This window comes from Chitinophagaceae bacterium (genome assembly GCA_030053935.1).
Lineage (GTDB): Bacteria > Bacteroidota > Bacteroidia > Cytophagales > JASGCU01 > JASGCU01.
This window is the reverse complement of the sequence record JASGCU010000060.1, coordinates 1-14457: the sequence shown is the minus strand read 5'-3', so window position 1 is coordinate 14457 and position 14457 is coordinate 1. Positions and strand designations below refer to the sequence as shown.

Here is a 14457-nt window from a genome sequence, read left to right as displayed (position 1 = left end):
ATGAAATATGTACTTTTGTTTTGACTTTTTAAATATATAAAATGGGTTTTTATATTTTTAAAAAATTAAAACCTAAAAACAATTTTTAGAACCCACCTATAAATACTTTTCTATCTTTGGTTTTAATAGTTTTCTGTTGTTTGTTCTTGTGAGAATAGGCAAATAATTTACAATTAATATTTACAATTAACATTATTAGAACGTATTATGAAGGAGTTGGTGGCATTAAATGGTTATTTTTTTCGGTATAAATGGTTATTTTTATTAGGAATAGGGTTTATTATATTGTCCAATATCTTTGCAATCATACCTGCATATATTGTAAAGCAGTCCTTTGATATTGTGGAGAGTGGGATATTATTATATAAGACCTTTTCTGGAGATACTACTAATGAAGCGACCTATTCTTTATTGGTCAATAGTATTTTTATCTATGGTATTTTTATCTTAGTGATGGCAATTATGCGAGGCATTTTTTTGTTTGCGATGAGGCAGACGATAATTGTGATGTCTCGACACATAGAATATGATATGAAGAACGATATTTTTCATCATTATCAATCTCTTCCGATAAGTTTCTTTCATCAAAATAATACGGGTGACCTGATGTCAAGAATATCCGAAGACGTAGGAAAAGTGAGGATGTATATAGGTCCGGCGATTATGTATGGTATCAATCTTATCTCTCTTTTTGTACTAGTAGTTCCGATTATGTATGTTATTAGCCCTGTTCTTACCGTATATTCCTTGTTACCTCTTCCCGTGCTTTCTCTTTGTATTTATTACGTCAATAATCTTATAGAAAAAAAATCAGGCAGGATACAAAAAAAGTTATCTGACCTTTCTACTTTTGTTCAAGAATCCTTTTCGGGGATAAGGATATTGAAATCATTTGCAAGAGAAAGGAGTTTTTATGAAAGTTTTGAGAAAGAAAATGATATTTATAAGAAAGAATCTATGGGTTTAAACTTTATCAATTCTCTTTTTTTTCCTGTAATATTCTTTTTGATAGGGTTAAGCACTATTTTTTCTGTGTACGTAGGGGCTTTAGAAGTAATGAAAGGAAATATTACTATTGGAGTTATAGCGGAGTTTGTGATATATGTATTTATGCTGACATGGCCTGTAACGATGTTGGGCTGGACGAGTAGTATTATTCAAAGAGCGAGTGCTTCCCAGAAGAGAATCAATGAGTTTTTGAAAATAAAAACAGATATTATTTCTTTGGAAAATAAAAAAGAATCGATAAGAGGAAAAATAGAGTTTAGAAATGTAGATTTTACCTATCCCAATTCTGAAAATGTAGTTCTTCGCAATATAAATTTTACCATAGAGCCAGGTAAATCCTTAGCAATAGTAGGTTCAACAGGCTCCGGTAAATCCACTATTGCTAATCTTATCTTAAGAATATTTGATGTGAAAGAAGGATCTATTTATTTAGATGATACCCCACTGAAAGCATATAATATTCCTCATTTTAGAAGTTACATAGGGTATGTTCCTCAGGATGTTTTTCTTTTTTCAGATACTATAAAAAATAATATTGCCTTTGGTTCAGAATCTGTGAGCGATGAGGATATTATAGAGGCATCTAAAAATGCGGACTTATTTGAGAACGTTCAAAGATTTCCACAGCAATTTGAAACATTTGTAGGTGAGAGGGGTATTACCTTGTCTGGTGGGCAAAAACAACGACTCTCTTTAGCAAGAGCCATTATAAGAAATCCTAAAATACTCATATTAGACGATGCTCTTTCGGCTATAGATACAAAAACCGAACATAATATTTTACTTGCTCTCCAAAAAATAATGAAAAATAAGACCACTATCATTATTTCCCACAGGGTTTCTTCCGCAAAAATGGCAGATAGCATTATTGTTATAGAAAATGGAATGATTCAAGAACAAGGAACCCATGATATGCTTATAAAAAAAGAAGGGTTTTACAAGCAACTCTACGATAAACAAGTAAAAGAATCTTAATGTAAACAAACAACAAATTCAATAATGAAAGAATCCATTAAAAATAACATACATAATCCTGCTGTTTTAGAGCAATTGTATCAAACAAACAAAGCATTGTTTAGAAAAGAATTTCATCTAATATATGATGAAATAAAAGGAAACCCAATAGCACAAGTTTGGCATGAACGTATCTGTTTTAAGAAAGAGAGTATTTCTTGGGGGAGTAGAAAAGAATGTATGTTTGTAATAATAAGTTGTTTATTGGCAGGTCTTTTAGCAAAATTGCCCAAGCTCATAGGAATAGAAGAAGAATATTTTTATCAAAGGAATATAGGATTTATAACTTTTCCTTTGTTGATGGCATATTTTATTTGGAAACAACAAAAGTGGAATACCAACATGCTTATCCATAGTATATCCGTTGTTATTTCTGTTTTTTTTATAAATATTCTCCCTGATAATAAGATAAGCGATACTCTTACTCTTGCTTGTATGCATCTTCCGTTATTTTTATGGTCTTTAGTAGGTTTTTCCTTTTTAGGAAAAGAATATAAAGACTACAAAAAGCGTTTAGAATTTCTGAGATATAATGGAGACTTAGCAATTATGATAACCATTATAATGATTACAGGTTTTATAGTAGCCCGTATAACTTTTTTATTGTTTTTATATATTGATATAAAAATAGATGACTTCTATTTTCAATATGTAATAGTGTTCGGTCTTGCTTCTGCTCCTATAATCGGAACACATCTTGTGCAAACCAACCCTCAATTAGTAAATAAAGTTTCTCCTGTAATAGCAAAAGTATTTACTCCGTTTGTGTTTTTAACACTGGTAGTGTATGTGTTTAGTATTATTATCACGGGGAAAGACCCTTATAAAGAGAGAGAGTTTTTATTAGTATTTAATGTGCTTTTAATAGGAGTTATGGCACTTATTCTTTTTTCTATCTCCGAAACTTCTCGTAATTATAGTAATAACATAGAAATAATACTTTTGTTTGGGCTTTCTTTGGTAACAGTGATAGTGAATGGAATTGCTCTATCAGCCATTGTATTGAGGATTTCAGAATGGGGAATTACTCCTAATAGAATCGCGGTGTTAGGAGAAAATATTCTTATTTTGGCACATATTCTTATGGTATCTTATAAGCTCTTTCAAACGATAAACAATAAAAAACAGATAGAAAATGTGGAACGAAGTATTGCGGTATTTTTGCCTTTTTATACTGTATGGTGTATAATTGTTGTTTTTGTTTTTCCTGTACTGTTTGGATTCAAATAATAAATTATTTCTGTATAATTTATAATGTGCTTGTTTCCAATAATCTGTGATTAGGTCTCAGTAAGGTCCCAACTCACTTATATATTTACCTTTTAGAAGTTTTCCGTCACACAAATATGTAAAGTAATAACTGTAATTTGATGGACTTAAAAAATTGAATAAATACTTTTGTTTTATTCCGTTTTCCTCGAGTTGTTTGTTAAGTTCGGCAAAATGTTCAATTGCATATCTATTTTTGGTAGTGATACAAAAAGTATGATACAATAAGGAATTTAGTGTAATATTGCATCATGTTAAAAATAGAAATTACACTAAAATTTCCTCATTGTACAGGGACAAATATAGTAAAAAATGGAATCAAAGCGTATGGCGTTCAAAATTATTTATGTAAGGACTGTGGAAGGCAATTTATAGGCGATCATGCCTTGACCTATCAAGGTTGTCATTCATACTTATATCATAAAAATAGTGATCACGCTTGTAAGAAATGTAGAAGTACGATATATAGCAGAAATAGAGGGTATTAGCATAGGGACCGTTCTTAATGCTTGAGTCAAGTCAGAAAAAATAATAAGACCTAAACAGCAACATTATGATTATTTGGAGGTTGATGAGTTTTGGACTTATGTGGGAAGCAAAGAAAAAAACAATAGCTTATTTACTGCTACCATAGAGAAAGTGACGAAATTGTTGCGTGGGTCTGGGGTAAACGAGACGGCAAAACTGCAAAAAAATTGAGATGCAGAATTGCCGAACTAGGAATTAGTTTCGGCACGATGTACTCAGATGATTGGGATGCATTTAAAAAAGCATTTTGTAATGATAATAATGTTATTAGCAAAAAATACACCGTAGGTATAGAAGGAAATAATTGTAGATTCAGACATGGAATGAGACGATCTGTTAGAAAAACTTGTTGTTTTTCAAAAAAAATGTTTAATCACATGAAAGCCTTTTGTTTAGCAATTTTTTATATTAATTGGGGCTTTATTTAATCTATCATACTTTTTGAATCACCACCTAATAATTTAGTATTTGCATAAAATCCCCCCTTACGCAACCATACAATACAATTTTATACCTTTCCCTTTTACATGTGAATACACTTTTTGAAGATAATGTTTGCACAAGGTGAGAGCCTTATTCTCAGTGTTAATGGTGAATTATAATTTCCATCGGCACTCATTTTAAGTATTTTGAAAATGTATGGGAAGCAATAGAATAAATTCTTTTGGAAAAAAATTATATACAAGATAGTTTTTTTATTTTTATGAAAAAAGAAATAGAAAGGGATATTATTTTTTATTGTATATTGGGATTCATTGTAAAAAATTTCTTTTATAGACATGTTATTGCTTATTATGAATAATATAATACTTATATATAATGACAAAATTACAAATGTATCAAAAGTTACTCTTTGGGACGAGGGCAATCTCTTATAGGTATTATACTATGGTTCTAAAACGATTAGGTATGGATATTTTGTTTTTGGTCGTTGTTTCTTTATTTTCTTGTAATAGGTATCCTGTGGAGGATACAGATTTTTTGAGAAACTTAATGTTAACAAAGCCCTCTCAGTTTGATTCTTTATTGGCAAAAAAAGACGTTTTTGAAATACAAATTCTGTATACTCAAATAAATAGAGATGAGCAGAATATTCCGCATTTCAAGTCGTTTTCGTATAACATGGATAGGAATATGTATTTTTACCCCGCATCTACGGTAAAACTCCCTTTGGTTTTATTGTCATTAGAGAAGTTGCATGAATTGGGAATAGCGGGCTTGAATAAATATACTCGGATGCTGAGTGATAGTGTTTATTCAGGGCAATTGTCTGTTCATAAAGATACGACATCGGAGGATGGCTACCCTTCTGTCGCTCATTATTCAAAAAAGATACTTATTGTGAGTGATAACGATGCTTATAATCGATTATATGAGTTTATGGGGCAACGGGAAATCAATAGGCGATTGCAGAAAAAAGGGTATCGTGTTTCTTTCTTGCATAGGTTAGAGCGTCCACTCTCTTTGGACGAGAATAGGTATACAGAGGCAATACGTTTTATAGATTCGGGAGATACCAATAAGGTTATTTATAGGCAGGAAATGGGTGAGAATGTGACTCCTTTCTTTCGGCGAGATACCATTCTAAAAGGGAGAGGATATATAAATAGAAATGGTGAGTTAGTGATGGCACCATTTGATTTTACTTACAAAAATTCATATCCGTTGGAGGATCAGCAGGAGGTTTTGAAGGCATTGCTGTTTCCGAAGGCGGTTGCGTCTTATAGGACATTCAATATATCAGAGGAAGACCGTCATTTTGTGTTGCAATATATGTCTCAATATCCACATGAAACGTATTTTCCTCCGTATTATAAAGATAGTTCTTTGTATGATTCCTATTGTAAGTTTCTGCTTTTCGGGGAGGGTACAAAAAAGATACCACATAACATACGTATATTCAATAAAGTAGGAGATGCCTATGGTTATTTAATAGATAACGCATATATAGTTGATTTTGATCGACAAGTGGAGTTTTTATTATCTGCTGTGATACATACCAATAGTGATGGGATATTTAATGATGGAAAATATGAGTACTCTGCTATTGGTTTTCCTTTTATGAAGAACATAGGGCAATTGCTTTATGAGTATGAATTACAGAGGAAGAAAAAAAGAAAACCTGATTTGTGGGAATTTCGGTTTATGTATGATTATCAATAAAAAAGCATACAGCATTTTATTATAATATACTCTTTAGATATTTATTGAGTATATTTGTAATGTTATTTTTTAATAAACAAAAAATATGTATTTTGGGTTTTTGCATATCCAATTATAATATATACATACTAAAAAATAAAAAAATGCTACCATCTGAAGAAGAATACTGGGAATTAAAGAAAGAAACAGAGAGGTTACGAATAGAAAATGAGAAGACAAAAGCAGAAAACGACAAGAGATGGGAGAGAACAAGTAAAAATCTAGATAGATTAGAAGAAGAAGTAGCGAAAGCTGTTTCTGCTGTCCGATCTTTAGGGGGTAATATAGGATCCTCTACGGAAGAGCTTTTTCTTAACTCCATTGAAAAAACTATGGAAATAGATGATATAAAATACTATGAAATGGCAAGAAACTATGTAGTTGTTTCCTCTGAAAACGGAAAAAAATTAGCGGAAATAGATGCCATCTTGTTCAATAAAAAATACATCTGCATCATAGAAATCAAACACCGAGGAACAAAAGAAGACATGATAAAATTAATAGAAAAAACAATTCCTACCTTTCAAGCAGTAGAGACAAGGTTCCAAAAATATGAGATTATTCCAGTCCTCGCTGCGATGAGTTTTGAGCAAGATGTCCCATCCCAATCCAAAAAACTCAAGATTACTTTGCTCAAATACAGAGGAGAACATTTTCAAGTTATTCATTAAAATTACCTAAACAGATACTCATACAATAATAAATCAAATGGGAAAAATAATATCTATAACAAATCAAAAAGGAGGGGTTGGTAAAACAACTACTGCCATAAACCTGAGTGCCAGTTTAGCAATACTTGGTTATAAAACATTGCTCGTAGATATAGATCCACAGGCAAATAGCACCTCTGGTTTGGGAAAAGACCCAAGGACCACAAAACTAACTATGTATGAATGTATGATTCATTCTCGTAGTGCGAGAGAAGCTATAATACCAACAGAAATAGAGAATTTATTTCTATTTCCTTCTAATATAGACCTCGTAGGTGCAGAAGTAGATATGGTAGAAATGGAAGAAAGAGATATGCGAATGAAAAAAAGTATAGAACCATTAAAAAATGAGTATGATTTTATACTCATAGATTGTTCGCCTTCTTTGGGAATAGTTACTGTAAATGCTTTAGTAGCATGCGATTCTGTTTTAGTTCCCGTGCAGTGTGAATATTTTGCATTAGAAGGTGTTGGCAAACTATTATCTACCATTAAAATAATACAATCCCGTCTAAATCCGCATTTAGAAATAGAAGGAATACTTCTTACTATGTATGATCCTCGGGTAAATCTTTCCAAGCAAGTAGTAGAAGATGTAGCAAATCACTTCAAATCTTTGAAGTTAAAAACCATTATCCCGAGAAATACAAAATTAAGCGAGGCACCGAGCTACGGGGTACCTGTTATTTTACACGAATCAGAAAGTCCTGGAGCAAAAAGTTATCTCAACCTTGCAAAAGAAATACTGCAAAGAAATGAACTACCGATTAATAAACCAAAATAAATATGTCAGAAATAATACCATCAAAAAAAAAAACAGGATTAGGAAGAGGATTAAGCGCTCTTTTATCAGATAATCCTACCCCTGTAGAGCATGTTCAATCAATTGTATCTATTAACGAAATAGACATTCAATTTTTAGAAACAAATCCATACCAACCCCGAAAGGACTTCAATAAAGATGCATTACAGGAACTTTCAGAATCTATAAAGGTGCATGGTATTATACAGCCCATAACGGTGAGAAAGATTTCCGATACCTCTTATCAAATTATATCAGGTGAAAGAAGAGTGCAAGCATCTAAAATTGCGGGATTAACCAAAATACCTGCATATATAAGAAGTGCTAACGACCAAGAAATGTTAGAAATGGCACTCATTGAAAATATACAACGAGAAAATCTGAACTCTATAGAAATAGCTCTTTCTTACCAACGACTCATAACAGAATGTAACTTAAAACAAGAAGAATTAGGAGAACGGGTCGGGAAAAACAGAGCCACTGTCACTAACTACCTGAGATTACTCAAATTACCTCCCGATATTCAAGCCGCTCTCCGAGATAATACAATATCTATGGGACACGCAAGGAGTATTGTTTCTGTAGAAAATGCAGACCTCCAATTAAATATATTCCACAGAATTGTAAAAGAAGACCTCTCGGTGAGAAATGTAGAAGAGATAGTAAGGTCTATTTCTGAATTTAAAAAAGAAAAAAATAATCCTCAAAAAGAAACAACACATTCTATGTTATCGCCTGAAATAAGAAAATGGCAAAATACTCTTTCCTCTCACTTTGGATCGAAAATTATCATCAAAGCAGATGAAAAACATAAAGGAGAAATAAAAATACCTTTTTATTCGCAAGAGGATTTGAATAGGATATTAGAAATACTCAATATAGACAACTAAATTATATACAATGAATACAAATGCAACAAAAATTCAATGTCCTAATTGCAACACAGAAATAGATGTTCAAAATGCTCTCTCTCATAATTTAGAAGAAAAATATAAGAGAGAATTTAACCTACGTATTCAGGAAGAACAAAAAAAAAAAGAAGAGAGAGATAAAAAATTTTTAGAAGAACAAGAAGAGTTTAAAAAAAAAAAAGAAAATGAAAATGAAATCTTTCGACAAAGATTAGAAACCGCTAAATCAGACGCAAAAATAGAATTAGAAAAAGAAATAAAAACTAAGTATCAAAGAGAAAACTCAGAACAAATAGCACTCCTTCAAAAAGCACTCGGAGAAAAATCAGAACAGGTAAGAGAACTCAACTCTGCTAAAACAAAAATACTTATCTTAGAAAGAGAAAAAAATGAATTAAGAGAAGCCATAAAATTAGAATCAGAAAGATCTTTCCAGAAAAAACTTATAGAAGAAAAAGAAAAAATACAAAAAATAGTAGAAGAAAAAAATGAATTAAAATTCCGAGAACTACAAAAACAATTAGAAGATCAAAAAAAACTTACCGATGAAATGAAACGAAAGCAAGAGCAAGGTTCTATGCAATTGCAAGGAGAAGTACAAGAACTTGCTATCCAAGAATGGCTCATTTCACATTTTCCATTCGACACTATACAAGAAATAAAAAAAGGAGATAGAGGTGCGGATTGTTTACAAATAGTCCATACTCGCACAAAACAAAACTGCGGCGCAATATACTACGAAAGCAAAAGAACAAAAAACTTTAACAAAGAATGGATAGAAAAATTTAAAAATGACATACGAGAAAAAGCAATACAAATGCCACATACGGTAGGTGTACTAATAACCGATTCTTTTCCATCAGATATGCAAAGAATGGGGATGCGAGACGGTATTTGGATATGCTCTTACGAAGAATTTAAAGGACTTTGCTTGGCATTAAGAGAAACTATTATACAGATAAGTGATGCGGTGTCTTCCGAAGAAAATAAAGGAGAAAAAATGAACATGCTCTACAGCTTCCTTACAGGAAACGAATTTCGTCTCCAAATAGAAGCAATTGTAGAAGGATTCACACAGATGCAATCCGATTTAGAAACAGAAAAAAGAGCAATGCAAGGAATGTGGAAAAAAAGAGAAAAACAAATCCAAAAAGTAATTCTCAATACAAACTTTATGTATAACTCTATAAAAGGAATTGCAGGTAACGCAATACAGCCTGTCCGCTTATTAGAGATAGAACCAGACCAAGCAGGCGTAGAATATAACGAACAGTTCCTTTCTTAAAAAATTAGTTTCTAAACCCAAGAAAAAAAGAAAAAGACGGAGAAAAGAAAACGAATGTATTTTCATCTGCCGGGACAAGGACTATTCTTTTTGTAAATGCTTCTGCCACTAAACTTACTTCTATTCCTACTATACTATTTTTAAAAGCCCCAAATTCAAAAGCAAGTCCTGTTTTTGCATGGAAACCAAGAGCCACAGAACTACTTCCCAATCCATAAAAACGTGTTTCATCCCCCACAATATCCCTAGAAGTATGTATATCCGGATCAAACGGAACAGAAATATAGCCAATGCCCGTTGAAATACGAACATTATACGGTGAAATCACTCCTATACTCAATCCTCCTCCATAAACAAATGAAAGCTGAACCCCTTGTTGGTACGCTTTCTTAAAAAGATGTTTTTCTCTTCTATACTGAAGTCGTACAGAGGTAAGATAGTTCTTTTTTCCCCATATCCGAGAAGAAGAACTATTTCCTGCAACAGAAACTTTATACTCTCTCGGATGTTTTACATCTACAAACTCTAATATATACGATTCATACACTTTTGTTCTTTGATGCCTCCCATATTGAAAAAATATTCCTCCGAATAAGTCACTATTGGTATTTGTCGTTGCCCCTATAATATACTCATTATAGTAATCTGGAACATCATTTTCTTGCGAAAAAGCAACAAAAACATATGTCCAGCAAGTAGTAAAAAAGAGTATTGTTTTTCTTAAAGATAAATTATTCATATTCTTCATTTTTTCATCAATGAATATTTCATTATCGTAACTATTCTAATTTTTCTATAAACAACCAAACGAAAAGACTGTCTTGTTCAACGCTCTCTTAGTGTTTTATAAATATACTCACTTTCCGGGGTGAACTAATACTCTCGTTTAATTTCTAAAATTCTTAAGACAATAGTTTTCTAATTCTTCAAAAATATTTATGATATAATCAAATCCTTTATTGACCTCATTTGCCCATTCATCCTTTTGAATAATACGTATTGATTGAGCCGCCTCTTGCATATTATTAAAATCATACATCATACCGATTGAAGGAACTTTTTTTTTAATTAATTGCCCACCAAACATTATAGCTAAGTAATTTAAATAAATATGTGGTAAAACCTCTTCGTATGACAAAGAACGTAGATATTCCCTATAATTATTGGTGCTTGATAAAACAGCCGACGAATCAAAACCTTGTTTTATGAGTTCTTCTATATCAGTTTCAATATTTGTCGTTCTTGCCAAGCTTTCGTGAGGCAATCCTTTATTTTCAATTTCTGAAAAAATTTGTTTTTGTTGCTCTAAGTAGAGTAAGTATTCCTTTTTCGTTAACAATCCCTTAAACATCCGGATATTAAATGGCATTTTTTCCGCTTGTTTATGTTTTTCATTTGTTGCTTCTTTTAATGGTATGATCATTTTTTTTTATTTTTAATAGATAATGAATAGGTAGTAAGAGAAATATACAAGTGGAATATAATCTTTTGCTCAAAAACTCTTTTGAAACATCTTTCTAAACAGTCAACGTTTCAAATTTGATTTCAAGACATTTGCAAACCACTCATGTTATTAATCTGTTTAATTTACTATTTATTTAAAATAGAGTATTTACTTTTTCTTGCTTTATTTGTATTACCCCTAATCTATGAAGTAACTTAATGACTTGGTAAGTGGGGTCAAACTCGTGCCATCTAATTCCTCCAAAGTTAGAGCGTGAGGCATATTTATGGTGGTTATTATGATAACTTTCTCCCATCATCAGAAAATCTACGGGTAAGAAGTTTCTTGAGGTGTCACCTACTTCAAAATTTCTATATCCATATTTATGAGCGAACCAATTTATAATAGCTCCGTGTATGGGGGAAAGAAAAAATTGTAATGGTAATAATGCCCAAAGCCATAGAGCATCTGCATAGATGTAATACACAAGAACATACATTGTTCCCCACATAACTCGGGAAACCCAAGACCTTGCAAACTTATCAAAGGCATTCCAACGAGGGACTCCTTCTGTAAATCGTGGCTCCGCTATAAATTTTCCATTTGCTATGCTGGAATATATCGTTTTTGTTTTCCACATCATTGCAAATATGTTATCGTCATATTTAGGAGAGTGGGGATCTTTTTCTGTATCCGCAAAGGCGTGATGCATTCGGTGCATTACCCCGTATCCGAATGGGCTTAAATAATTAGATCCCTGAAATATCCAAGTCAAAATATAAAATAATTTTTCCATTCCAGCACTCATAGTAAAAGATCTATGTGAGGAATATCTATGTAGGAAAAATGTTTGAAAGAATAAGGATAGATACCAGTGTAATATAAAAAATGGAACTATTACTGTCATTGAGAGTTTTAAGTTTTTAAAAGTAAGTTAATTAATTAAAGTATATATAAGACACTGAAGTATGTTTTTTGTGACAAAAAACAGTGAATTATTTTTGTTTTTCTTTGGTGGTTAATTTCAAATATTGTATTTTTGTTGGTTTTTCGGGTGATAGTGTAAAATATATTTCTATATCTTTTTTTTCACAGGAGAGTGTAAAGCTTCCTCGGAGAGCATTTTCGGGGATGAGAGTGTGTATGCTTTGTATCTTTCCTGCAATATTTCTGATGTTTTGTATGTTTTTTTTTCGGCTTTCCCAACTTTCGTCTTTAAAAAAATTATCTGCAAAGAGAGTAGTATCTTGCATGTCGGGAATGTTTTTTATAATATATTGTTGTGTTTGCAGGAGTGTTTTATTGGGGATTAATGTGCGTGGGGAAATATTTGTGAGGGAGAGAATGGTATCTATTGCTTTTGTTACGGGAGTTCCCATATCGGCATAAGTAAGATTGGATAAGGCAACTATTCCTATTCCATATTCGGGCAAGAATAAAAAAGAGCTTCCAAAACCTGGTAATCCACCTCCGTGTCCTATTTTTAAAATACCTTTTTCATCATAAGTGCATCGGAATCCAAATCCATATCCGACGGTCGTATTTTTTTTTACTTTATCTCGCACAATCCATATTCGTTGCATTTCTCTTAAACCGCTGCGTGATATAGGGAGCGTATCGGGTGCATTTCGGGGAGGATTTGCGGAAAGAAGAAAAGATATGTATTTACAAAAATCATCGGTAGAGCATATAAGTCCTCCCATAGAATTGTAAGATCCGTCGGGTAGCAGGGGTTCTTTTTTCCAAGTGTTATTTTCCCATCTATATCCCATAGCGAGTATGTTTTCGTCTATGGTTCTATAATCCCATACGCTTTCTTTCATACCCAGAGGGTTTAGTATTGTTTTAGTTATATACTCAGAATATGTTTGTGCAGAAACATTTTTAATAATCTGCCCTAAAAGTGCATATCCTACGTTGCTGTATTCATAGGAGGTCCCTGGTTCATGGGAAAAAGATAGGTTCAAATGAAGGAGTTCTTCGTCTGTATCTGCTAATTGTCTATCTCCCCATGGGTTATCCTCAGGGAATCCCGCTGTCATAGTAAGGAGATGAAATAAGGTTATTTCGGGAGAATCATCTGTGGGGTAGCTTATGTTTTGTAGAGTAGGCGAATACCACCATGCGGGGTCGTGTATTCGGAGTTTTTTTTTTTCTTGGAGGGATATGATTCCCATAGCGGTAAAGCTTTTTGTCATAGAGGCGATTCTAAAGCGTGTTTGAGAATTTGTTTTTATTTTTTTTTCTACATTTGCGTATCCGTAGGATTGTTTATGAATTATTTCTGTATCTACTACAATGGCGTAGCTTATTCCTGGTATATGCTTGAGGCGGCTATATTTTGAAAAAATACTATCTATAATGGATGTGTATTTTTGTGTTTTTTCTTTTTTGAGAGAATCTTCGGTAAATAAAAGATAATCTGCTTCTTTTTTTTGTGACCTATTCAAATTCTCAAGAATATTGTTGTTATTTTTTTCTTCTTTTGGAGAAGAGCATTGGGTGAATAGTATAGTAGTTATTACGAGTAGTTGTTTATATAATTGTGCCATATTTATGTTGTAATTATGTTCTATTTATTAAAAAAATTAGTTATTTTTGAGAATATGCCATTATTTTGATAAAATAATTAAAATATAATATTTTAGCGATGCAACGGTAATTAAATAATAAAAGTATTAATAACCTCATAACTATTGATTTTTTATAAAAAAACTTGAATTATTAATCTTTTTACATAACCATTATATTAAATATGAACCCTTTTTTTAAACGTATTAAATCCTTTTTTGGTAAACAAACAAATTATTACAAGTACAATTTTTTTGGGTGTAACAATGGTACTTGCCTCAACCGCTTTCTTCATTTTTAGAAAGAAAAAACCTATAGAATCTTCATATATGAATAAATAATTTATTTTATTTTAATATAAATAATGGTAAAAAGAAAGAATAATGACATAAAAAATTAAGATTATCTTTTTTTAAATACTTTTGCATGATTTTTATACCCATACAATGTTTCATCATTTTTCTTTGTCTATCTTGCATCTATATCCTTATGGCATTTTTTATGTTTATTATCATTCCATAGTTCATCTCCTTTTCCATCTTTTATTATTTCGTTCTCTTCCTTTGTATTCCTTTGCCTTGGTGCTATTGTAAAACTTGCATCAATTATTTTATCCTCATTAAATATTAAATTTTTACCTTCTAAAAATTTTTTAAATTCATTAAATATATTCTCCACTAAACCAGTTTTTGTTAACTCATTTCTAAACATCC

Annotated in this window: 11 protein-coding genes and 2 pseudogenes; 8 read left to right on the top strand and 5 right to left on the bottom strand. The window is 31.7% G+C overall.

From position 1 onward, the window contains the following. Window positions 1-207 precede the first annotated feature (207 nt). The 8 genes and pseudogenes from QM536_06995 to QM536_06960 all read left to right on the top strand — a co-directional run bounded on the left by QM536_06995 (window position 208) and on the right by QM536_06960 (window position 9729). A complete protein-coding gene (locus QM536_06995) occupies window positions 208-1983 on the top strand; it encodes an ABC transporter ATP-binding protein (protein ID MDI9356748.1) in 1776 nt (591 codons plus the stop codon). A 24-nt stretch (window positions 1984-2007) separates the two neighbouring features. Further along, window positions 2008-3252 (top strand): hypothetical protein, encoded by a 1245-nt coding sequence (locus QM536_06990; protein ID MDI9356747.1) that lies wholly within the window; start codon window positions 2008-2010, stop codon window positions 3250-3252. A 290-nt stretch (window positions 3253-3542) separates the two neighbouring features. Then, a pseudogene (locus tag QM536_06985) lies at window positions 3543-4247 on the top strand (IS1 family transposase). Between the two features lie 406 nt (window positions 4248-4653). Then, window positions 4654-5982 (top strand): serine hydrolase, encoded by a 1329-nt coding sequence (locus QM536_06980; GenBank protein ID MDI9356746.1) that lies wholly within the window; start codon window positions 4654-4656, stop codon window positions 5980-5982. A 143-nt stretch (window positions 5983-6125) separates the two neighbouring features. Continuing rightward, on the top strand, window positions 6126-6692 hold the full coding sequence (locus tag QM536_06975; GenBank protein MDI9356745.1) for a hypothetical protein: 567 nt from the start codon (window positions 6126-6128) through the stop codon (window positions 6690-6692). A 37-nt stretch (window positions 6693-6729) separates the two neighbouring features. Further along, on the top strand, window positions 6730-7515 hold the full coding sequence (locus QM536_06970) for an AAA family ATPase (protein ID MDI9356744.1): 786 nt from the start codon (window positions 6730-6732) through the stop codon (window positions 7513-7515). A 2-nt stretch (window positions 7516-7517) separates the two neighbouring features. Beyond that, window positions 7518-8423 carry a ParB/RepB/Spo0J family partition protein gene (locus tag QM536_06965; GenBank protein ID MDI9356743.1) on the top strand — a complete coding sequence of 302 codons (906 nt, stop codon included), beginning with the start codon at window positions 7518-7520 and terminating at the stop codon, window positions 8421-8423. A 10-nt stretch (window positions 8424-8433) separates the two neighbouring features. Continuing rightward, window positions 8434-9729, top strand: a complete 1296-nt coding sequence (locus QM536_06960; protein ID MDI9356742.1) for a DUF2130 domain-containing protein — start codon at window positions 8434-8436, stop codon at window positions 9727-9729. Window positions 9730-9733: 4 nt separating this feature from the next. Here QM536_06960 and QM536_06955 read toward each other — a convergent pair whose 3' ends face one another. The 5 genes and pseudogenes from QM536_06955 to QM536_06935 form a co-directional block, all read right to left on the bottom strand. Beyond that, window positions 9734-10468 (bottom strand): hypothetical protein, encoded by a 735-nt coding sequence (locus tag QM536_06955; protein ID MDI9356741.1) that lies wholly within the window; start codon window positions 10466-10468, stop codon window positions 9734-9736. A 147-nt stretch (window positions 10469-10615) separates the two neighbouring features. After that, window positions 10616-11152, bottom strand: a complete 537-nt coding sequence (locus QM536_06950) for a biliverdin-producing heme oxygenase (GenBank protein MDI9356740.1) — start codon at window positions 11150-11152, stop codon at window positions 10616-10618. Window positions 11153-11327: 175 nt separating this feature from the next. Beyond that, a complete protein-coding gene (locus QM536_06945) occupies window positions 11328-12080 on the bottom strand; it encodes an acyl-CoA desaturase (protein ID MDI9356739.1) in 753 nt (250 codons plus the stop codon). An 88-nt stretch (window positions 12081-12168) separates the two neighbouring features. Beyond that, window positions 12169-13725, bottom strand: coding sequence for a serine hydrolase domain-containing protein (locus QM536_06940; protein ID MDI9356738.1), 1557 nt, complete (start codon window positions 13723-13725; stop codon window positions 12169-12171). Window positions 13726-14215: 490 nt separating this feature from the next. Beyond that, window positions 14216-14457: pseudogene (locus QM536_06935) on the bottom strand (IS5/IS1182 family transposase).

Coding starts and splice junctions, on each gene's coding strand:
- QM536_06990 (MDI9356747.1), top strand. CDS start 2,008: ATGAAAGAATCCATTAAAAATAACATACATAATCCTGCTGTTTTAGAG.
- QM536_06965 (MDI9356743.1), top strand. CDS start 7,518: ATGTCAGAAATAATACCATCAAAAAAAAAAACAGGATTAGGAAGAGGA.
- QM536_06995 (MDI9356748.1), top strand. CDS start 208: ATGAAGGAGTTGGTGGCATTAAATGGTTATTTTTTTCGGTATAAATGG.
- QM536_06950 (MDI9356740.1), bottom strand. CDS start 11,152: ATGATCATACCATTAAAAGAAGCAACAAATGAAAAACATAAACAAGCG.
- QM536_06960 (MDI9356742.1), top strand. CDS start 8,434: ATGAATACAAATGCAACAAAAATTCAATGTCCTAATTGCAACACAGAA.
- QM536_06980 (MDI9356746.1), top strand. CDS start 4,654: ATGTATCAAAAGTTACTCTTTGGGACGAGGGCAATCTCTTATAGGTAT.
- QM536_06970 (MDI9356744.1), top strand. CDS start 6,730: ATGGGAAAAATAATATCTATAACAAATCAAAAAGGAGGGGTTGGTAAA.
- QM536_06975 (MDI9356745.1), top strand. CDS start 6,126: ATGCTACCATCTGAAGAAGAATACTGGGAATTAAAGAAAGAAACAGAG.
- QM536_06945 (MDI9356739.1), bottom strand. CDS start 12,080: ATGACAGTAATAGTTCCATTTTTTATATTACACTGGTATCTATCCTTA.
- QM536_06955 (MDI9356741.1), bottom strand. CDS start 10,468: ATGAATAATTTATCTTTAAGAAAAACAATACTCTTTTTTACTACTTGC.
- QM536_06940 (MDI9356738.1), bottom strand. CDS start 13,725: ATGGCACAATTATATAAACAACTACTCGTAATAACTACTATACTATTC.